This is a genomic window from Gemella sp. zg-1178 (genome assembly GCF_018790995.1).
GTDB lineage: Bacteria > Bacillota > Bacilli > Staphylococcales > Gemellaceae > Gemelliphila.
Genome location: NZ_JAHKEI010000004.1, coordinates 55,172 through 77,111, shown reverse-complemented (window position 1 = coordinate 77,111; position 21,940 = coordinate 55,172). Strand labels below are relative to the sequence as shown.

Annotated in this window: 21 protein-coding genes; all 21 read right to left on the bottom strand. The window is 26.0% G+C overall.

Going from position 1 to position 21,940, the window contains the following annotated elements; translation table 11 throughout:
- Nucleotides 1-51: 51 nt before the first annotated feature.
- The 21 genes from KMP12_RS01615 to miaA all read right to left on the bottom strand — a co-directional run bounded on the left by KMP12_RS01615 (nucleotide 52) and on the right by miaA (nucleotide 21,940).
- The gene (locus KMP12_RS01615; protein ID WP_215755998.1) at nucleotides 52-1,884 is read right to left on the bottom strand and encodes an acyltransferase family protein; all 1,833 of its coding nucleotides are present in this window, start codon (nucleotides 1,882-1,884) and stop codon (nucleotides 52-54) included.
- A gap of 11 nt (nucleotides 1,885-1,895) precedes the next feature.
- The gene (locus tag KMP12_RS01610) at nucleotides 1,896-4,064 is read right to left on the bottom strand and encodes a Tex family protein (protein WP_215755997.1); all 2,169 of its coding nucleotides are present in this window, start codon (nucleotides 4,062-4,064) and stop codon (nucleotides 1,896-1,898) included.
- Nucleotide 4,065: 1 nt separating this feature from the next.
- Nucleotides 4,066-5,202 carry an alanine racemase gene (alr, locus tag KMP12_RS01605; protein WP_215755996.1) on the bottom strand — a complete coding sequence of 379 codons (1,137 nt, stop codon included), beginning with the start codon at nucleotides 5,200-5,202 and terminating at the stop codon, nucleotides 4,066-4,068.
- Nucleotide 5,203: 1 nt separating this feature from the next.
- On the bottom strand, nucleotides 5,204-5,560 hold the full coding sequence (acpS, locus tag KMP12_RS01600; protein WP_215755995.1) for a holo-ACP synthase: 357 nt from the start codon (nucleotides 5,558-5,560) through the stop codon (nucleotides 5,204-5,206).
- 89 nt (nucleotides 5,561-5,649) lie between these two features.
- Nucleotides 5,650-6,243: a ribosome biogenesis GTP-binding protein YihA/YsxC gene (gene yihA / locus KMP12_RS01595; RefSeq protein WP_215755994.1), complete on the bottom strand. Its 594-nt coding sequence runs from the start codon at nucleotides 6,241-6,243 to the stop codon at nucleotides 5,650-5,652.
- Nucleotides 6,237-8,543 (bottom strand): endopeptidase La, encoded by a 2,307-nt coding sequence (gene lon / locus KMP12_RS01590; protein WP_215755993.1) that lies wholly within the window; start codon nucleotides 8,541-8,543, stop codon nucleotides 6,237-6,239. Before lon ends, yihA begins: the two co-directional genes overlap by 7 nt.
- A gap of 11 nt (nucleotides 8,544-8,554) precedes the next feature.
- Nucleotides 8,555-9,772: an ATP-dependent Clp protease ATP-binding subunit ClpX gene (gene clpX / locus KMP12_RS01585; protein ID WP_215755992.1), complete on the bottom strand. Its 1,218-nt coding sequence runs from the start codon at nucleotides 9,770-9,772 to the stop codon at nucleotides 8,555-8,557.
- Between the two features lie 111 nt (nucleotides 9,773-9,883).
- On the bottom strand, nucleotides 9,884-10,102 hold the full coding sequence (locus tag KMP12_RS01580) for a hypothetical protein (protein ID WP_215755991.1): 219 nt from the start codon (nucleotides 10,100-10,102) through the stop codon (nucleotides 9,884-9,886).
- 16 nt (nucleotides 10,103-10,118) lie between these two features.
- The gene (locus tag KMP12_RS01575) at nucleotides 10,119-10,292 is read right to left on the bottom strand and encodes a DUF6501 family protein (RefSeq protein ID WP_215755990.1); all 174 of its coding nucleotides are present in this window, start codon (nucleotides 10,290-10,292) and stop codon (nucleotides 10,119-10,121) included.
- 9 nt (nucleotides 10,293-10,301) lie between these two features.
- Nucleotides 10,302-11,762, bottom strand: coding sequence for a sodium/pantothenate symporter (panF, locus tag KMP12_RS01570; protein ID WP_215755989.1), 1,461 nt, complete (start codon nucleotides 11,760-11,762; stop codon nucleotides 10,302-10,304).
- Nucleotide 11,763: 1 nt separating this feature from the next.
- Nucleotides 11,764-12,003 (bottom strand): DUF997 family protein, encoded by a 240-nt coding sequence (locus KMP12_RS01565; RefSeq protein ID WP_215755988.1) that lies wholly within the window; start codon nucleotides 12,001-12,003, stop codon nucleotides 11,764-11,766.
- Nucleotides 11,996-12,610 (bottom strand): phosphatase PAP2 family protein, encoded by a 615-nt coding sequence (locus KMP12_RS01560; protein WP_215755987.1) that lies wholly within the window; start codon nucleotides 12,608-12,610, stop codon nucleotides 11,996-11,998. The genes KMP12_RS01565 and KMP12_RS01560 overlap by 8 nt, the downstream gene beginning before the upstream one ends.
- Before the next feature lie 2 nt (nucleotides 12,611-12,612).
- Nucleotides 12,613-13,689: an undecaprenyldiphospho-muramoylpentapeptide beta-N-acetylglucosaminyltransferase gene (locus tag KMP12_RS01555; RefSeq protein WP_215755986.1), complete on the bottom strand. Its 1,077-nt coding sequence runs from the start codon at nucleotides 13,687-13,689 to the stop codon at nucleotides 12,613-12,615.
- Nucleotides 13,690-13,691: 2 nt separating this feature from the next.
- On the bottom strand, nucleotides 13,692-14,189 hold the full coding sequence (coaD, locus tag KMP12_RS01550) for a pantetheine-phosphate adenylyltransferase (RefSeq protein WP_215755985.1): 498 nt from the start codon (nucleotides 14,187-14,189) through the stop codon (nucleotides 13,692-13,694).
- A 1-nt stretch (nucleotide 14,190) separates the two neighbouring features.
- Nucleotides 14,191-14,745 carry a 16S rRNA (guanine(966)-N(2))-methyltransferase RsmD gene (rsmD, locus tag KMP12_RS01545; protein WP_215755984.1) on the bottom strand — a complete coding sequence of 185 codons (555 nt, stop codon included), beginning with the start codon at nucleotides 14,743-14,745 and terminating at the stop codon, nucleotides 14,191-14,193.
- 17 nt (nucleotides 14,746-14,762) lie between these two features.
- Entirely contained in the window at nucleotides 14,763-15,002 is a 240-nt protein-coding gene (locus tag KMP12_RS01540) for a DUF2129 domain-containing protein (RefSeq protein ID WP_215755983.1), read from the bottom strand.
- 12 nt (nucleotides 15,003-15,014) lie between these two features.
- A complete protein-coding gene (gene pnp / locus KMP12_RS01535; protein WP_215755982.1) occupies nucleotides 15,015-17,102 on the bottom strand; it encodes a polyribonucleotide nucleotidyltransferase in 2,088 nt (695 codons plus the stop codon).
- 159 nt (nucleotides 17,103-17,261) lie between these two features.
- On the bottom strand, nucleotides 17,262-18,419 hold the full coding sequence (gene hemW / locus KMP12_RS01530; RefSeq protein ID WP_215755981.1) for a radical SAM family heme chaperone HemW: 1,158 nt from the start codon (nucleotides 18,417-18,419) through the stop codon (nucleotides 17,262-17,264).
- The gene (lepA, locus tag KMP12_RS01525; protein ID WP_252344654.1) at nucleotides 18,412-20,229 is read right to left on the bottom strand and encodes a translation elongation factor 4; all 1,818 of its coding nucleotides are present in this window, start codon (nucleotides 20,227-20,229) and stop codon (nucleotides 18,412-18,414) included. Before lepA ends, hemW begins: the two co-directional genes overlap by 8 nt.
- 12 nt (nucleotides 20,230-20,241) lie before the next feature.
- Nucleotides 20,242-21,033: a regulatory protein RecX gene (locus tag KMP12_RS01520; RefSeq protein WP_215755980.1), complete on the bottom strand. Its 792-nt coding sequence runs from the start codon at nucleotides 21,031-21,033 to the stop codon at nucleotides 20,242-20,244.
- A complete protein-coding gene (gene miaA / locus KMP12_RS01515; protein WP_215755979.1) occupies nucleotides 21,020-21,940 on the bottom strand; it encodes a tRNA (adenosine(37)-N6)-dimethylallyltransferase MiaA in 921 nt (306 codons plus the stop codon). Before miaA ends, KMP12_RS01520 begins: the two co-directional genes overlap by 14 nt.

Below are 21,940 nucleotides of genomic sequence, written 5' to 3'. Positions count from 1 at the left end.
TTAATATAAAAAATCTCAAAATTATCTTTAAATTTTGAGATTATTTATAATTTATTGAGTTGGCGTTGTCTTTACTTGATATTTTAAATTTTTTGAAATTAAATCTGCCATAGCAGTAACACCTTCTTCTCTAAGATGAACATTATCAGGTCTAAAATATTCAGGATGATTTTTTGATTTTTTATTCCAATCTATTAAATTAAAATTTTCATATTTTGTTTTAGATTCTTCTAAAAGTTTATTATTTCCTTCTTCCCAAGCTCTAGGAACATTTATATTTACAAAATAAACATCAGATTTTTCAAAAGTTTTAATTAAACTTTCAATATGTTTTTCTGTTATAGTTCCATTAGTACCTAATATGAATATTACAGCTGCATTCTTATCATTATAATTTTCATATTTTTTTGCTACTTCAACAGCCTCTGCACCTTGTCTACTTATTCTACCGTCTATAACTATTTCTGGATATCTTGTTGTCATCTCTTCCCCAATATTAACAGCAAGAGAGTCACCTATTAATAAGATTTTATTGTAGAATGTTTCTTCAGAATTAGCATCATTAGATTTATCTTCTTTTTTATTATTATCTTTATTGTAGTTATTATTTTCTGCATTGTTTGTAACAAATGAACTAGATAATTCTACACTATTATCATTTGCAAATTTTGTAGAAATATAAGGAAATGCCTTACCGAACAAGCCCATAACTAGTAAGATAATTATTAATGAACTTGTTAATAAAGCAGATATTTTTATGTTTTTTGACAAGTTGGAAATTTTTTTGAATATATTTTTTAAATAATTGGCAAATCCAAAATATCTTATCGGTGTTTCTAAAAATTTATAACTTATCCAAGATACTAGAAATATCAATACTAATCTAGCTAAATTAAAAAATAAATTTGGATTTCCAGATTCGGAAGCAGGTCTTGTCAAGATAATTATTGGAAAATGCCACAAGTATAAACTATAAGAAAATCTTCCAATATATACTAAGGGTTTAAATGACATTATTTTTGAAATATAGGTATTTTGATGTCCCGTGCTTATTAAAATAATCAAAAACAAGCAAGAAAATAAGAAAAATCCACCGTAATATAAAAATTTACTGTATTCTGATACATAAAACATTGATATTATAAAAATTAAAATGGAAACTAGCGAAATTAATGTGTAATTTTTATTTTCTTGTAAAGTTACTTTTTCTGTCAATTTTGAAAGTGGAAAATAAATTGCTCCTAAAACTCCCACTAAAAGCCCAAAAGCTCTAGTATCAGTACCATAATAAACACGATTTATATTGTCTATATCAAATAAAATTATATGAGTAATTAATGACAATAAGCTCATAAAAATTATTGAATAAAAAAATATATTCTTGTTTTTAAATTTACTTGATATTTTTTGCAATATAATAAATATTAAAGGAAATATCATATAAAATTGTTCTTCTATTGCTAAAGACCATAAATGTTTATATGGACTTATAGAATAAAAAGAATCAAAATAATCTAATTTATGAAACATATACCACCAATTACTAGAATAAATATAACCGAATATTGCATCGAGATAACTTTTTTCCAGAATATATTTATTGAACAAAACCATAATAATTAATATTATACTTATCATTAAATATACAGCAGGTAATAGTCTTCTTGCTCTTCTTATATAAAATTTTGAAAGTGATATTTTTCCTGTTTCTGAATACTCTTGCATAATTAACGAACTAATTAAATATCCAGATAGTACAAAAAACAAGTCTACTCCTAAAAAACCACCTGGCAAATGATTAGGCATCATGTGATAAATTATTACCGAAATTACTGCCAAGGCTCTCAAGGAATCTATACTTGGTAAATATCTATGTTTTTTCATACATTACCTCACTAATCTTTAATCATTGATAAGGACACCCTTCCTCTTTCTTTGTCAATATCAATAACATAAACTTCAACAATTTTTCCTACATTTAAAACTTCTAGTGGATTTTTTACAAAACTTTTACTGATTTTTGAAATATGAACCATTGCGTCTTGTTTTAGACCAATGTCAACAAAAGCTCCAAATTGAGTAATATTTCTTATTGTTCCACTTAATTTGTCGCCTATTTTAAGGTCTTCAATAGTTAAAATATCTGATTTTAATAATGGTTTTTCAAAAGCATCACGAATATCTCTCATCGGTTGTTTTAATTCTTTAACTATATCAAACAAAGTTTCATAACCACAACCTAATTCTAAGGATACCTTATTCAAATCTAAGTTATCTAATTTTTGACTTAATTCTTTAGTTCCAATATTTTTTAATTCAATTCCATAACTATTTATTATTTTTTCTGCAATGTGGTAACTTTCAGGGTGAATACCAGTAGAATCTAAAATATTATCACCATCAACTATTCTAAAAAATCCTACACATTGTTCGTAAGTTTTTTCACCTAGTCTTGAAACTTTAGAAATTTCTTTTATAGAAGTAATTTTCCCATTTTCTTTTCGATATTTTACAATATTTTTAGCTATCTGTCTATTTATTCCAGACACATAAGATAAAAGAGGAACAGAAGCTGTGTTTACATCTACTCCAATATTATTAACCACAGTTTCTACAACAAAATCTAATTCTTTTCCCAAATATTTTTGATTAATATCATGTTGATACTGACCAACTCCTATTGATTTAGGGTCTATTTTTACTAACTCACTTAAGGGGTCTTGTATTCTTCTTGCTATTGATACTGCACTTCTTTCTTCAACATTAAAATCTGGAAATTCATCTCTAGCAATTTCACTTGCAGAATATACACTAGCTCCAGCTTCATTAACTATACAAAATTCTATTTTTAATTTGTTATCTCTCAAAGTATTATAAACAAAAGTTTCAGTTTCTCTTGATGCTGTTCCATTACCTATGGCAATTAAATTTATTTTATTTTTAGTAATTATATCAATTAATATTTTTTCAGCTTCTTTTTGTTTTTCTAAATTTGCTGGTTTGTGAGGATATATCACATTTTTACTAATAAAATTTCCATATTCATCAACCGCAGCTATTTTACAACCTGTTCTAAAAGCAGGGTCAATACCTAAAACTCTTTTATCTTTTAATGGCACTTGTAATAAAAGTTGTTTTAAATTTTCGGAAAAAATTATTACTGCTTCTTCTTCAGCTTTTTTCGTCAAATCACTTCTAAGTTCTCTTTCGATTGATGGAAATATTAGACGTTTATAAGAATCTTCTATACAAGTTAATAAAATTTCCTTAATTTCTGTATCTTTATTTTTTATAATATCTCTTAAAATATAAGTACATAATATTTCTTTGTCATTATCTATACTTACTTTTATTATATCTTCTTTTTCTGCCCTATTTACTGCTAATATTCTGTGAGAAACTATTTTTGAAACTGGTTCAGTATAATCATAATAATTTATATAAACTTTATTTTCATCTTTTTCTTCAGAATTTTTTTTGACTTTAGTTATTAATTTTCCGAATTTACGAGTGTTTTCTAAGATATATTCCCTATATTTCGCATTATCAGAAATATTTTCAGCTATAATATCTAAAGCGTAATTTATTGCTTCCTCTTCATTATAAACTTCTTTTTCTTCATTAATATATTTACTAGCTTCTTTATTCAATACTATTTTAGTTTTTGGTAATGTTAGTATAAATTTAGCTAACTCTTCTAGTCCTTTTTCTTTTGCTATCCTTGCTTTTGTTCTCTTTTTTTCTTTGAAAGGTCTATACAAATCTTCTACACGTTGTAATTTTTCTTGAAGATTAATTGTCTTTTCTAACTCTTCTGTCAATAAACCTTTTTCTTCTATCAATCTAATAACTTCTTTTTTTCTGTTTTCTAGCGTTTGTAAATAATTATATTCATCTTGTATTTGCTTTATTGCTACTTCATCTAAAGAATTTGTCATTTCTTTTCTGTATCTAGCTATAAAAGCAATAGTATTACCTGCTTCTAACATATCAAGAACATTAATAACATATTTTTTATCAACTTTTAATTTAGCAGCTAAATTTTTTATTATGCTTTCTTGCATTTTATATCTCCACTTCTTTATTAGCTATAAAATATTTTCTTGGAACTCTCGAACCTATAACACAAAAAATTTCATAGTGAATAGTATTTTGATGATTAGCAAATTCTTCAACATCTAAAGTTTGATTATTATGAGAACCATAGAACAATACTTCATCTCCCACTGAAACTTTTTTAGGACATCTAACCATTAATTGATCCATACATACTCTACCAACAATTTGGCATAAATTACCATTTATCATTACAGACCAACCTTGTGCCCTTCTAAGTAAACCATCCCTATAACCTATTGGTATAGTAGCTATAAATTCTTCTTCAGAGCTTTCATATGTACAACCATAACCTACTTTTGTATGTGGAGCTATTTTTTTAACATGAATAACTCTACTAATAAGTGAAGACACATTTTTTAATTTTACGTTAGAAATTTTTTTAATTTCTTCACTTGGATATTGCCCAAAAATAGATATTCCTACTCTTGCCAAATTAAAATTATAATCATTTTTTACATATCTAAGTGTTGCTGCAGAATTTTCTTGATGAATATATTTTGCTTTTAAACTTATATTTGATACTAAAGAATTAAATTTTTCTCTTTGCTTAATATCATAATCAATATTACTGTCATCAGAGTTTGCATAGTGGCTAAAAATTCCTTCTAATTCTATTCTACCATCCTGTAATAAATTATTTATTTCAATAGCTTCTTCTTCAGTAGTTATACCTATCCTAGACATACCGCTATCTATTTTTAAATGTAATTTAAGTTTTTTTGAAATATCATCTAAATATAAAATAACTTCTTTTAACCAATCTACTGATGGACAGCAAAGTGATATATTTTTATCAGTTGCATATTTTATATTTTGTGGATTTATTACCCCTAAAACTAAAATTAAAGGTTCATCACCAACATTTTTTCTCAATTCTATGGCTTCTTCTAGTGTAGTAACTGCAAAATATTTTACTCCATTATCATACAGATATTTACCTACTTGTTTAGCACCTAGACCATAAGCATCAGCTTTTATAACTGCCATAATTTCTTTGTTATCAAATAATTTTTTTATTTCATTATAATTAAATAATATATTATCTAAATCTACTTTTAAATATGTTGGTCTATCCTGTATCATTTTATTCATCCTCTTTCTCTAATAAGACAAAAGCAACTACATTATCTTTATTATGACTAATCGTAAGATGTACAACAAAATTTTTATATTCAATCATTGGTTTTCCTAAAATATCTTTTTTTACTTCAACGTCTTTAAAAGAAAAATATTTAGAAATTCCAACACCCAATGCTTTACTCATAGCTTCTTTAACTGCATATCTACTTGCTAAAAATTCTGCTTTTCTCCTAGAATTATTTATACTATTAAATTCTTCTATTTCAGATTGTGTATAAATTTTTTCTATATAATTTTTTTTATCAAAAAATTCATAAAATCTTTCTATGCTTTCTATATCAGTTCCTATCCCGTATATCATAAATTATACCTCAAATAATAATTTTATCATAATAACTTAAACTAATTTTATCAAAAAATAAACAAAGCACTAATAGTGCCTTGCTTATTTTACTCGACAACTTTATTAATTGTAGATAATACTTTGTCAATATTTAATTTTTTTACAGCTGAAAATGGAATTATATCTATATTATTTGTTAAATCTAAAAATTTTGTAATTTTGTTTTTATTTTTTAATAATTCATTTTTAGAAATTTTATCTGTTTTTGTTAATATTATAACAAATGGTATTTGATAATAATTCAAAAATTCATTCATCATTATATCATCTTCAGATGGAGTATGTCTGCTATCCAATAAATGTAAGACAAATTGTAAATTACCCCTATTAACAAAATACTCTACTATCATATCATATAATTTCTCTTTTTCTTTTTTTGATAGTTTTGCATAACCATAACCAGGAACATCTACTAAAACAAGTTTTTTATCTATATCAAAAAAATTCAATGTTCTTGTCTTACCCGGTTTTGCTGAAACACGAGCATAGTTTTTCCTATTTAAAATAGTATTTATAAAAGAAGACTTGCCAACATTTGACCTACCACACATAGCTACTTCTGGAAGAACATATTCTGGATACTGTTTTTTAGAAACGGCACTAATTATTAATTCAACATTATTTATATTAAATTTTAGCATCTAATCTCCTTTTTAAAAACTATTTCAAAAACTTCAGAAATATTTTTAACAAAATAAATATTTAGGTTTTCTTTTATTTCTGAGGGTATGTCGCTTAAATCTCCCTTATTTTTAAAAGGTAAAATAATAGTATTGATACCCATTTTCTCAGAACTAAGAACTTTTTCTTTAACTCCACCTATTGGCAAAACTTTACCATGAAGAGTAATTTCTCCAGTCATAGCAATATCGTTATTAACTCTTTTATTGGTTAAAGTAGAATATAATGAAGTTGTTATTGCTATTCCTGCAGAAGGGCCATCTTTTGGAATAGCACCCTCTGGCACGTGCAAGTGTATATCGATTTTATTAAAATCAATATTATCAAATTCTAATTCTTTAGAATGTGAACGCAAATAAGATATGGCAGTTTGTGCAGATTCTTTCATAACATCTCCAAGTTTACCTGTTAGAATTATTTTTCCATTTCCTTTAGATATACTTGTTTCTATTTCTAAAGTATCTCCTCCTACTGTTGTATATGCAAGTCCATTAACAATACCAACTTCTGGTTTTGAATTTTTTTCTTTTAAGTCATACCTAGCATAACCTAAAAATTCTTCAATCGTTGCAAGTCCTATTTTGATTTTTTCCTCACCCTTTAATATTCTTAAAGCTGCTTTTCTACAAACTTTTCCTATCAATCTATTTAGATTTCTTACACCAGCTTCATAGGTATAACCATTTATAATTTTCAGGATAGCTTGCTTACTAAATTTAATCTGATTTGCTGTTAAACCATTTTCTAAAATCTGATTCTTTATCAAATACTTAGTTGCAATATTTTCTTTTTCTTTTATTGTATATGATTCTAACTCGATTACTTCCATTCTATCTCTTAGTGGTGCTGGAATAAGGGATAAATTATTAGCAGTAGCTATAAATAGTACTTTTGACAAATCAAAAGGAATATCTAAATAGTGGTCTGCAAATTCATAATTTTGGTCTGGGTCAATAACTTCAAGCATGGCAGACGCAGGGTCGCCTTTTATATCAGAAGCCATCTTGTCAATTTCATCAAGTAATATTACAGGATTTTTTGTTTTAACTTTTTTTAAAGATTGAATTAATTTACCTGGCATAGCTCCAACATAAGTTCTTCTATGACCTCTTATTTCAGCTTCATCTCTTACTCCACCTAGCGACAATCTTATAAAATTTCTGTCCATAGCCTTTGCTACTGATTTTGCAAGTGAACTTTTACCTACTCCAGGAGGTCCCACTAAACATAATATTGGAGATTTCATATCATTACGCAATTTCTTAACTGCTAAAAACTCTAAAATTCTTTCTTTAATTTTTTCTAAGCCATAGTGATACTCATTAAGTATTTTCTCAGATTCTTTAATATCTATTCTATCTACTGTTTCTTTATTCCAAGGTAGCGATATTATTGTTTCTAAATAACTTCTAATTATAGAATTTTCAGGAGCTATAGCAGGCGTTTTTTCTAATCTATTTAATTCTTTAAGAAGAGTATCTTCATCATTTTTATTTAATTTTAACTCAAGTATTTTCTTTCTTAATAACTCTATATCATCTTCATCTGGAGATAATTCTTTTAGTTCATCTTGTACTACCTTCATCTGTTCTCTTAAAAAGTATTCTTTTTGCTGATTATCTATATTAATACGAACTTTATTATCAATATCTCTCTTATAAGTAGAAGCTGAAGTTATATTTTCTATTGATTTTATAATAATGTCTGTTTTTTTTTCTAAGTCGGTAGTAAAGACAACTCTTCTCATCATTAAAATATCTAATGGAAAAAATTTTAAATTTTTATTTATAAATTTTTCTAAATTTTTAATATTAAATATTCCTAAATCCAATCTTTCCAAAGTTAAAAATTCTTTAAATATTTTTTTCAAAACTTTCAACTTTTTTTCTTGGTCGAAGTTAATATTTGTTGTATTTTTTTGTGCAATTTCTAAATGTTCAACTCTATCATCTTTATAAACGCCACTTAAAACATCTGCAACACCTTCACAAATATATGTGTATAATTTGCTATCTTTAGCATATTTCAAGCTACCATATGTACCATAAAATTTATTAAAACCATTTTCATCATAAATATCTAAATCTTTGTCACCATTAAAACTATCCATAGGTTTCCTATTAATTGTTACAAAAATTCTAAATTGTTTATTTTTAATATTTTTTATGGTACTTAAAAAATATTTATCTTTTATTTCTATATTATATATATTATCAGGAATAAAAAGTTCCTTATGTTCTAATAAATAATACTTAGTCAATTTTTTTCTCCTTAAATTAATTTAGGACTTGTTTTTTTAATTACATTGTCTTTGGATACTATACATTTTTTAATATTATCTCTACTCGGAATTTCAAACATAGTATCCATCAATATTTCTTCAATAATTGAGCGTAATCCTCTAGCACCAGTTTTTCTGCTTATTGATTCTTTAGCAATTTCTTTTAATGCCTCATCTTCAAATATCAACTCTACATTATCTAATTCAAATAAATACTTGTATTGTTTAACCACAGAATTTTTTGGTTCTAGTAGTACCCTAACTAAATCTTTTTCATTAAGTTCATCTAATGAACAAATTAGGGGTATCCTTCCTATAAATTCTGGAATAATACCAAATTTAACCAAATCTTCTTGCTTAACTTTAGAAATTATAGTTGCACTTTCTGAAGTTTTGTGTAATTCATCATTATTTGAAAAACCTATTACCTTATCTCCCAGACGTCGTTTTATAATTTCCTCAATTCCTGCGAATGCTCCACCTACTATAAATAAAATATCTTTTGTATTTATTTTTATCATTTCTTCTCCGGGATGTTTTCTTCCTCCCTGTGGTGGAACGCTTGCTACAGTTCCCTCTAAGATTTTAAGTAATGCTTGCTGCACTCCTTCTCCTGATACATCTCGTGTGATAGAAACATTTTCACCTTTTTTAGCAATTTTATCAATTTCATCAATATAGATTATTCCTTTTTCTGCTCTTTCTATATCATAATTAGCATTTTGAATTAATCTTAATAATATATTTTCTACATCTTCACCTACATAGCCAGCCTCTGTTAATGTAGTTGCATCTGCAATAGCAAAAGGAACATCTAACATTTTAGCTAAAGTTTGAGCTATCAAAGTTTTTCCAGAACCAGTACAGCCTATTAATCCTATATTGCTTTTTTGTAAATCTATATCAGAATTATTTTTATCTGAAGTTATTCTCTTATAATGATTATACACAGCTACTGCTACTGATTTTTTTGCCTTATCTTGACTAATTATATATTCATTCAAATTTTTTAAAATTTCTTTTGGTTTTAACAATTCAAATCTTTTATTATTATATTGTTTTTCTGCATAAATTTGTTCGTCTATAATATCAGAACATAATTCTACACATTCATCACAGATATATACTCCATTACCTGCTATTAATTTAAAAACATCTTCTGATTTTTTACCACAAAATGAACAATGAAGTTCCTTATCTTTATCCATAATTTTTACCTCGCAAAATATTTCTAATTATACTATAAAGAAATTACAAAGTCAAAATATCAACGATATAACAAAAACACAGTTTAAATTATTAAACTGTGTTTTATATTTTTAACTTTTTTTATTTGTAGAATTTGCAGCTGGAATGCTGTTTTCTTTTTTTGCTTCTTCAGGGACTTGATTAGCAATTTTCACTTCTGAAAAATTATTTATTGTAATGTTTTTTTTAGAAATAGTATTAGCTAAAGTAGTTATTAAAAATAATAATACAGGTATTATTATAACCGCAATAATAAGTAATACATAATTTTTAAAATTAAAATTTTCCATTAATAATACCTAAATTTTATTTTATTTCTTCAAAATAATCTTTATAAAATCCTGCTATTTCTTCTGTATTATCTTTAACAAAAATATATTCTCCCGTTTCATTAACTACTTCATATTCTTTTCCTACTGTTAAAACATTGCTTACAGTAAATTTTTCTGCATTTGTATTTGTTACTCTTACTTTTTTCATAATTTTCTCCTAAATTAAATTTTTATTTTTATTTATATTTGATAAAATTGATACTATTAAAAATGCTATCAAAGATATTGCTAAAGATATAACTACTGGTTCAATAAAAGTTATTTTATAAAATCTTTTAAATATGATATAACTTGATAAACCTAAAAATATTGAACTTAAAGCTCCAAATTTTTCTGCTTTTTTCCAATATAAACCTAAAACTATCGGCCATAAAAAAGTTGCTTCTAGACCTCCAAAAGCAAATAAATTAATTTCTACTATAATAGCAGAAGGATTAATACTTAAAATTACAGCCAGTATTAAAATTATTATATTTACAGAATAAACTAATATCGGTATATTTTTTTCCGAAATTTTATCTTTTATCCCTCTTATATTTAAAATAATATCTTTTGTTAAATTAGATGATATTAATAAAAACTGTGCATTTACAGTAGTAATTATTGCCGCCATTGGTGATGATAATACTATGGCTGTTAAATACCAAGGTAATATTTTAATTGAAACAATGGGTATTAATGAATCATAATCTGTAATATCTGAAAATAAACCTCTTGTTATAACTCCAATAAAATGAACTCCAAACATTACTATAAATATTACTATTGTTCCTATTATTATAGATTGTTTTAAACTTTTTTCATTTTTATAAAGCATAGAATTAATAGCGATATGTGGAATACCTACTAAACCAATACCAACTAAAACCCAAAAAGATGTTACATACATGGCTGTTAAACTTCCGTTTGAACCGTAAGGAGTTAATAAATTTGGATTTTGTGCATATAAGTTATTCATTATATTTTCTATTCCCCCACCATAACGTAAAACAGAAATAAATAATATTATCGTCGCAAAAATCATTATTAAACCTTGTATCATGTCCGTTATTAAAATATTTTTAAGACCACCAAAAACTACACAAAACAATATAATTACTGAAACTATTATAATAGCAAATTTATATTCAACACCAAAAAGAGCAGATATTAACTTAGCTCCTCCTATCCATTGACCTGACATGGCTGCTAAAATAAATATTATCATTGCAAAAGTTGCAATATAAGCCAATAAATTTGAATTATATCTATATTTTAAATAATCAGTTATTGTAATTGCATTGATTTTCTTAGCAATTTTTTGAAATCTTCTTGCCAATACCAGCAATACAAAGTAGCCAGCAGTAACTTGAATAACCGCTAATAAAACCCAACCAAGACCTAATTTATAGGCTACACCAGGACCTGATAAAAACGTAGAAGCAGAACCATAAGTAGACATAAGGGTGATTGCAAGAATTACACCACTAACTTTTCTATCTGCTAAATAATATTTTTCAAAAAAAGTTCCATTATTTTTATTAATATTTAATTTATTTAAAATAAGCGGAAGAAGTATTATAGTTAAAAATATTACAGAAAACAATAAAATTACTTTAATATTATTTACGTTATTCATATTATTTTAAATCCTCAGAAATATCTTCACTAAATATTTTTCTACAAAATAAAATTAGTAGTAATATTACAAAAATACTTGTTACAACTGAACTATAAAAAAACCATTCTGGTATTCCTAAGATATACTTATAATCTTTAACTTCAACACCATAATATCTTATGTATGCAAAATAATACCATAAAGAAAAGTGTATGAATACTAAAATCAAAGCATATACATAATCCTTATTTTTATTCATCTTCTAACCCCGTTATATTTGAAAAAATTGTATAAAGTTTAAGATAATATTCTTTCATTAAATCTATAAATATACTTCCCAAAAGCATACCAGCCAAAACGTCTGTAAAATAATGAGCCCCAAGAACTAACCTTGAAAATCCTATTAATATAATTGATACAGTAAAAAGTTTTTTCAATAGATTTTTTTTGTTAATAACAAATATTAAAGCCATAAAGAAAACTACAACTACAACAGAATGCCCACTAGGAAAACTTCCACCAGAAAAAACATCTGGTAGTGGTCTAACTCTACCAATAATATGCTTTAAAATTAAAGTTATGCTAGCAGAAAAAAATGCACTCCCTAAAATAAATATAGATTTCTTGTATTCTTTTATAAAAAATAAAAATATACCTAAAATTCCCATTAGTAAAAGTAAAATCTTATCATGAAGTAAATGTGAAATGAATTTTGCTAGCGTTAAAAAAATACTGTTTTTAAAAATAGATGTAATCATATCCGTTAAAATAAAATCAAATAAATTTTTAGGATATATTATTGCAATAGCCATTAATAAAATAAAAAATATTATTTTGGCATAAGTTAAAATTTTTATATTCTTCACTTCTAATCCTCCAATATATCAAGTATTTTATTATAAAATTTCTTAGAAGTATTTATAATATCTTTTTCTTTCTTATAATTTATCATATTGTTTTTAATAGTTGGTATGTTAGATGAAAAATCATCAAAGTATTTTGTATCTAAGTTAGGTAAATCATTTTCGTTTATAACTTTTGCAAAATTATTTTTTTCAAAAAAACTTGCATTTTCTATTTGGTCGCCACGACTTTGATTTTTTCCTAAGGGAATTAAAATAGATGGAATATTTAGAGCTAAAAATTCATAAATTGAATTTGCACCTGCCCTTGATATTGAAAAATCTACAATTTGAAAAATATCAAAAAGTTCTTTATTTAAAAATTCATATTGAACATATCCATTACCTTTAGCATTTTTATTATATAAATCTTTTCCTACCAAGTGGATTATTTGGTATTTCTCCAATAATTTTGATAAGTTATTCCATATATATTCATTAATGATTTTAGAGCCTAAAGACCCTCCCATAACCAAAATTATAGGTTTTGCCTTATTTAAGCCAGTAAATTTATATGCTTTTTCAGCTTCACCAGTATATATATCATCTCTAACTATAACACCTATTAAACTTGATTTTTCCTTTGGTAAGTAATTTATAGTTTCTTCAAAAGTTGTAAATATATGTTTGCAAAATTTTATATTTATCTTATTTGCAAGTCCTGGACTTAAATCAGATTCATGTAGTAATGACGGTATTTTTAAAATTTTTGCTGCTATACATACTGGAACACTTACAAAGCCACCTTTTGAAAATACAAAATTCGGCTTTTCTTTTTTCATAATTATTATAGATTCAATTATTCCTTTTAGAACTCTAAAGGGGTCTGTAAAATTTTTAATAGAAAAATATCTTCTTAACTTTCCTGAACTTATTTCATAATATCTTACATCAGAAATACTCTCTATCATTTCTTTTTCTATACCACTCTTACTACCTATGTATGAAATATTGTATCCAAATTTTCTAAATTCTGCTATTAGGGCTACATTTACAGCGACATGCCCTATGGTTCCACCACCAGTAAATAATATTTTTTTCACTTCTATTCCTCTTTCAATTTTTGTTCTAATTTTTCTGCAACTAATTTAGGAACAAATTTTGTCAAATCCGCACCAAATCCTGAAACCCCTTTTACTATACTAGAACTAATAAAAGAATATTTTGTATTTGTCATCATATAAAATGTTTCTATATTTTCATCTAATGTTTTATTCATTGATGTAAGTTGCATTTCATATTCAAAGTCTGAAACTGCCCTTAGTCCCCTAACTATAACATTAGAATTTACTTTTTTTGCATAATTTACCAACAATCCAGAAAAACTATCAACCCTAACATTTTTCATTTCAGGCAAATTAGATACAATATTTTCTATCATATCTACTCTTTCTTCTCTTGTAAATAAATAATTTTTGTCAGGATTAACCAATATAGCTATTATTATTTCATCAAATATTTTGCTACTTCTTTTTATAATATCTAAATGCCCATTAGTGATAGGGTCAAAACTTCCTGGAATTATTGCTATTTTCTTTTTCACTTTAATTCTCCCTATATTCAAAAATTGTAATATTTATTTTTCCATATTTTTTTTCTTTATAAACTGATAATTTTTTACTATCAAAATTAATTTTTTCTTCTGAACTATATTCACATACAATAAGACAAAAATCCTTACATAAATTCAAATTTACTATATTTTCTAATGCAGAATCAATTAACTTTTTTTTGTAGGGTGGATCTAAGAATATAATATCAAATTTTTCATTTTTTTTTGAAAATATTTTTAAAGACCTTAGGTAATCATTTTTAAAAACATTGAATAACTCATTATCAACATTACATTTTTTTATGTTACTATTAATAATTTTTATTGCCAAAGAACTACCATCTATAAATGTTGTGTGCCTAGCACCTCTACTTATTGCTTCTATTCCTAAACCACCACTACCAGCAAATAAATCTAAAATTTTCATGTTGTAGCAGTCAATCATATTAAATAAACTTTCCTTTACCTTACAAGTTGTAGGTCTTGTAGTCATTCCTTCTAGGCTGTTTAATTTAATAGATTTATATTTTCCTGATATTACTCTCATAATTCCTCTATATACATTTATTTGTGAAAATCAATATTTAGTTCTGCCAATTCAGAGAAAATTATTTTTTTTACAAACTTTTTTTCTTTAAGTTCAGCAACAACTTTATTTGCCTTATTTTCATCTAAATAAAAATAAATATATCTATTTTTTTTTGAATATGTTATTACATTGCCATATTTTTCTAATTTATTTATATCTCTAACATGTTTAAAATAAACATATATGCCTTTTCTTTTGTTTGAAAATAATTGCATAAATAACCTCTTTTACTCAAAGTTAGAAGTTGCATCAACTCTTCCTTTTTCATCTATTTTAGTTACTTTTACTTTAATGGTATCTCCTATTTTTACAACATTCTCTACTTTTTCTACACGTTTATCAGAAAGTTTTGAAATGTGTACTAATGCATCTGTACCTGGGAATAATTCAACAAACGCTCCAAATTTTTCAATTCTTCTAACAGTAGCTAAATATACTTCGCCTACTTCTGCTTCCCTAACAATGTTTTCTATTATTTCAACAGCATGATTTATATCTGAAATATTTTGTGAAGAAATGAATACATCTCCATTTTGCTCAATATCAATTTTTACGCCAGTCTTATCAATAATTTCATTGATAGTTTTTCCACCAGAACCGATAACATCTTTAATTTTATCAGGTTTAATTTTAATAATTTTAATTTTTGGTGCATACTCTGAAACTTCCAAACGAGGAGAAGATATGATACTATTCATGTGGTTTAAAATTTCTAATCTTCCTATACGAGCCTGTTCTAAAGATTCTTTTAATATTTGTTCACTAAGACCATCAATTTTTATATCCATTTGAAGAGCGGTAATTCCATTTTCAGTTCCTGCTACTTTAAAATCCATATCTCCTAAGTGGTCTTCCATACCTTGTATATCAGTTAAAATAGTATAATTTTCATCTTTTTTAATAAGTCCCATAGCAATACCTGCCACTTGCGATTTTATAGGTACTCCTGCAGCCATAAGAGCCATTGAACCTGAACAAATAGTTGCTTGAGAACTTGAGCCATTAGATTCTAAAATTTCTGATACTACACGTATAGTATAAGGAAATTCTTCTTTAGAAGGGATTACTTGTTCTAATGCTCTTTCTCCTAATGCCCCATGACCTATTTCTCGTCTACCAGGTGCTCTACTAAACCCTATTTCTCCAACAGAAAACGATGGGAAGTTATAGTGTAACATAAATCTTTTATTTTCTTCTTGTGTTAAATCATCAATTATTTGTTCGTCTGAAATATTACCTAAAGTTACAACTCCTAATGATTGTGTTTGACCTCTAGTAAATATTGCTGATCCATGCGTTCTCGGTAAAATATCTATTCTTGATGACAGTGGACGAATTTCTGTTAGTTCACGACCATCAGGACGAACTTTATCTTCAGTTATTTCTCGTCTAACTTCATTTTTTATAATTTTATCTAAAGAGTCTTTGACTTCTTTTATAGTTTTTTCTAAATCTTCTAGTTCTAATGTTTCATAATATTCAATCACTTCATTTTTAACTAGAGAAATAGCCTCATCTCTACTTTGTTTATCTTTTATAGAAATTGCAAATTTCATTTTTTCAATTACTTTATTATAAACTTCATTGTATATTTCTTCATCAAGAACTTTTAGAGTTACCTCCATTTTTTTTTGTCCAATTTCTGATACAATTTCTTCTTGAAATGATATTAGTCTTTTTATTTCTTCATGACCAAATATTATGGCATTTAACATAACTTCTTCTGATACTTCTTTAGAACCAGCTTCAACCATATTTATAGCATATTTAGTACCTGCTACTTTTAAATCTATTAATGATTTTTCTAATTCGTCAACAGTTGGATTTATAATATACTGACCATCAATATATCCAACTGTAACTCCAGCTATCGAAGATTTAAATGGTATATTTGATATAGATAAAGATAAAGAACTTCCCAACATAGCTGCCATAACTGGATCACAATCATATTCTACTGAAAGAACTGTTGAAACTACCTGTACCTCATTTCTAAATCCATCTTCAAAAAGTGGTCTAATTGGTCTATCTATTAAACGTGCCGCTAAAGTTGCTTCCGTTCCTGCACGTCCTTCTCTTCGTAAAAAACCTCCTGGGATTTTCCCAACAGAATACATTTTTTCTTCATAATTAACAGTTAACGGGAAAAAATCTACATCTTTTGCTTCTTTTGATGCTACTGCTGTTGTCAATACAACCGTATCTCCATATCTTATTAAAACAGAAGCATTTGCCTGTCTTGCCAATTCTCCAATTTCTACTATTAATTCTTTACCAGCTAATGTAGTTTTATATATTTTTTTATTTTCAAACATTATATTTACCTTTCAATTTCAATTAATTTTATTTAACTTATCAAATAATTTTTATTTTAATGCTAGATTAGTCTATAAATTCACTAACATATTATACTATGTATTGTTTGAAAATACAATAATAATAAAGATTATCATATAAAAAATGAGTAACTTTCGTTACTCATTTTCTGAAATAATTATAAAATCTGAAAAAACATCATTTCCATAAAATAAACCCTTATAAGTTAGCTTAATTATATTATTTTCTAGCGATAAAAAATTTTTACTTATGTTACTCTCAATACTATTCATATATATTTCTCTGGAATTAATATTATATTTTTTATCAATTTCTAATAAATTAATTCCACTAAGCAATCTTAGTCCTAAAAAAAATTCTTCTTCTATTTTTTCTTTTTTTGAAACTTGCGTTATCTCTTTACGAGCATGACCATTTTTTTTCATACTATCAATATAAAACTTAACAGGACCATGATTAGAATATCTAACTCCATCTATATAGCCATGAGCCCCAGCACCGAATCCGTAATATTCAAAATTTTTCCAATAATTTGTATTATGAATACTCTCGTAACCTTTTTTCGAAAAATTACTAACTTCATATTGAGTGAAGCCATTGTTTGTTAAGTAGTCGATAACAGCTGAATACATTTTTTCTTCTACTTCGTTAGTTGGTAATATAACGTGTTTATTTTTCACTTGATTATACAACTTAGTTCTTTGTTCAAGAATTAATGAATAACAAGAAATATGAGGTATATCATAAGAAATTATTTTTTTCATAGTTAAATACAAGTCTTCCATTGTTTGATTGGGTAAAGAAAACATCAAATCAACATTTATATTTTTTATGCCAACTAATTTTAAATTTAAGATTGCATTTTCTACATCACTTTCTTTATGACCTCTGCCAATTACTTTTAGTAATTCATCATTTAAGGTTTGAACTCCCATACTCACTCTGTTAATTCCAAATTTTTTTAAGATATTCACTTTATCTAGTGTTAAATCTTCTGGGTTAGCTTCAAAAGAAAATTCTCTTAATTGATTTATATCTACTACTTGACTAACCGCATTTAATAACAAAACTAACTGACCATCATTAAGAGCACTTGGTGTGCCTCCTCCAATGTATACTGTTTCTATTTCATTCTTATCTTTTATATTTTGAATTTCTTTTATTAAATATTTTATATATTCATCAACTGGTTGATGTTGAATATAAAATTTATTAAAATCACAATAAGAGCATATATATTTACAAAAGGGAATATGTATATATATTCCCTTTTTATTTTTTATTATTTTATTCATCGTCCATTTTTAAAACTGACATAAATGCATCTTGAGGAACTTCTACACTTCCTACTGCTTTCATGCGTTCTTTTCCTTTTTTCTGTTTCTCTAATAATTTTCTTTTCCTGCTAATATCTCCACCATAACATTTTGCCAGTACATTTTTTCTCATAGCTTTTATAGTTTCACGAGATATAATTTTATTACCTATTGCTGCTTGAATTGGTATTTCAAATTGTTGTTTCGGAATTAATTTTTTAAGTTTTTCAACTATAACTTTTCCTCTATTATATGCAAATTCTCTATGCACTATAAAACTTAGTGCGTCAACTTGTTCCCCATTCAATAGTATATCCATTTTTACCAAATTACTTGTTTTATAACCGGTCATTTCATAATCGAAAGATGCGTACCCCTTAGTATTAGATTTTAACTGGTCAAAGAAATCAAATACAATTTCTGATAAAGGCATATCGTAGATAATATTTACCCTTGTTGCGTCAATGTAATCCATATTTATAAAAGTCCCTCTTTTTTTCTGGCACAGTTCCATTACTGAGCCAACATAATCATTAGGTGCCATAATACTAGATTTTACATAAGGCTCTTTTATTTGATTTATTTTTTGTGGGTCGGGCATTTCTGAAGGATTGGAAACATCAATTTCACTTCCGTCAGTTAATTCAACCTTATAAACAACAGAAGGAGCAGTAGCAATAATATCTATATTAAACTCTCTTTCTATACGCTCTTGGATTATTTCCATATGCAACATTCCCAAAAATCCACATCTAAAACCAAACCCTAGGGCTTGAGAAGTTTCAGCATCATACTGCAAGGCAGAATCATTTAATTCTAATTTTTCTAAAGCTTCTCTTAAATCATTATACTTAGCTGAATCAATCGGATATAAACCACAATAAACCATAGAATTTAATTTTCTATAACCAGGTAAGGCTTGGTTAGCTGGATTTTTTAATAACGTTATAGTATCTCCTACTCGAGTTTCACTAACATTTTTTATAGATGCACAGATAAAACCAACATCTCCTACTGTAAGTTCATCAATAATTTTTTCTTTAGGTGTGTGTATCCCTACTTCTGTAACATCAAAAACTCCACCTGTTGCCATCATTTTAATTTTATCACCTGCTTTAACAGTACCGTTTTTTATTCTTACTGATACTATAACTCCTCTATACGGATCGTAAACAGAATCAAATATTAAGGCTTGTAGAGGAGCGTTAGAATCTCCCGTAGGCTCCGGTATATATTCTACAATTTGCTCCAAAATTTCTTCGATACCAATACCTGCTTTAGCAGAAGCTAGAACTATATCGTCTGTTGGTAAACCTATTACATCTTCTATTTCTTTTTTTACTTTTTCTGGATTAGCGGCAGGTAAATCAATTTTATTAATAATTGGAATAATTTCTAAATTATTATCAAGTGCTAAATAAACATTAGCCAAAGTTTGTGCTTCTATGCCTTGTGCCGCGTCAACAACTAAGATAGCTCCTTCACAAGCAGCCAAAGAACGAGATACTTCATAGGTAAAATCTACATGTCCTGGTGTATCTATTAAATGTAGTATGTATTCCTCATTGTTTTTTGAAGTATATTTTAATTGAACTGCATTCAATTTTATTGTTATACCTCTTTCTCTTTCTATATCCATAGAATCTAAAAGTTGAGCTTTCATTTCTCTAGACTCTATAGCTTTAGTTTTTTCTAAAATTCTATCTGCCAGCGTTGACTTGCCATGGTCGATATGGGCTATAATAGAAAAATTTCTTATTCTTTTTTGTCTTTCTTTTCTTTTATCCATCAATTTAATCCTTTAAATTCCAATTTTTGAAAAATAGTCTTTAATATCATTATAAGAAAAACCATCTCTTAACAACTTCTCAAGTATTTTTTGTTTTAAAATATACTTGTCTTCATAATTTTTACTAAATTTTGTATATGCTTTATCATAATATTTTTTTATTATAATTTCATCATTATTTTCTTCAATATTATCTTCAAAAAAAATTTTAAAGACAGAATTTATTATATCAAAATTATAGCCATTTGAATAAAGTTTATTTGTTATTTTTTGAATTTTTTTATTTTTTGATTCTGAATTTTTAAGATATTCTTTTTTTATAATTGAATAAATATTATCGCATTGGATTTCATAAGTACAAATTTTTAAAATAGAACTATCTATATAAGATTCTTTTATTCCTTTTTCTAGCAATTTTCTTTTTATATAGCTAGGCCCTTTTTTCTTTATAGTAACACTATCTTTAGTATATAAGTCTGTAAATTTTATATCATTAATATAATCTAATTTCTTTAATTTTTCAATAGCGTATTGTATTTGATTTCCTAAAAAATTATTTTTAATAAGATAATTTTCAATTTCCTGCTCTGTACGTAAACCATAACTTAAATAATTTAGACCTTTAGAAAAGGCTTGTTCGTTTTTTTCGTCTGATAAAATATTTAATAATTTTTCTTCTGATATTTCACCTTTCTTTATTAAATTATTATTCAATAAAGTATTTTCAGAGATAAATATGGGTTCTCTACTATCAAAGTCAAGTTTATATTTTTTTTTAAATTTTATTATATTAATTATTTTCATTATTTTTTACCATTAAAAAATTTTCTACATCAGGATAAATACTTTCTATTTCTTCGATATTATCTATATTATACCAATGTGTATCTGGCATTTTATTTCTAAACCAAGTTATTTGACGTTTGGCAAATCTTCTTGAGTTTTTTGCTATATCTTCTTCAAGAAATTCAAGATTTTGATTATTATTTAAGTAATTAACTACTTCTTTGTAGCCAATAGAATTAAGTGCTTGAAGTTTATTGCCATATTTATTTATAATAGATTTTACTTCTTCTACAAGTCCTTCTTTTAACATAATATTTACTCTAACATTTATTCTATTGTAGATAATTTCTCTTTCTCTATTTAAAACTATGATATGAGGATTGTACCTATAATAAATTTCTGTTCCCTTATTATTTTCTATCAATGATTTACTTTCGTAAATAGCATATTTATAAGCATTAACTATTCGACGCATATTTTTTTTATCAATTTTTTCGTAGGTTTCTAAAAAATTTTCTTTTAGATATTGTAACATCTCTTCTAGGGATATATTATCAATATTAAAATCTTTATTATAATTTGAAAATTCATAATTATATAAAATAGCATTCATATAATATCCGGTACCACCAACTAAAAGAGGTATTTTCCCCCTTGAGTAAACTTCTTCAATTTTTCTTCTAGCTAGATTTTGAAATTCATATACAGATAAATTTTCTATTGGGTCTAATTCATCTATCAAATGATGTTTTATTCCTTGCATTTCTTCTTCTTTTATTTTTGCCGAACCTATATTGAAATCTCTATATATTTGAACGCTATCCACAGAAATTATTTCACAATTAAATTTTTTTGCTAGTTCTATACTAAGATTTGTTTTTCCAACTGATGTTGCTCCAACAATAGCTATAACTGGTATATTCAT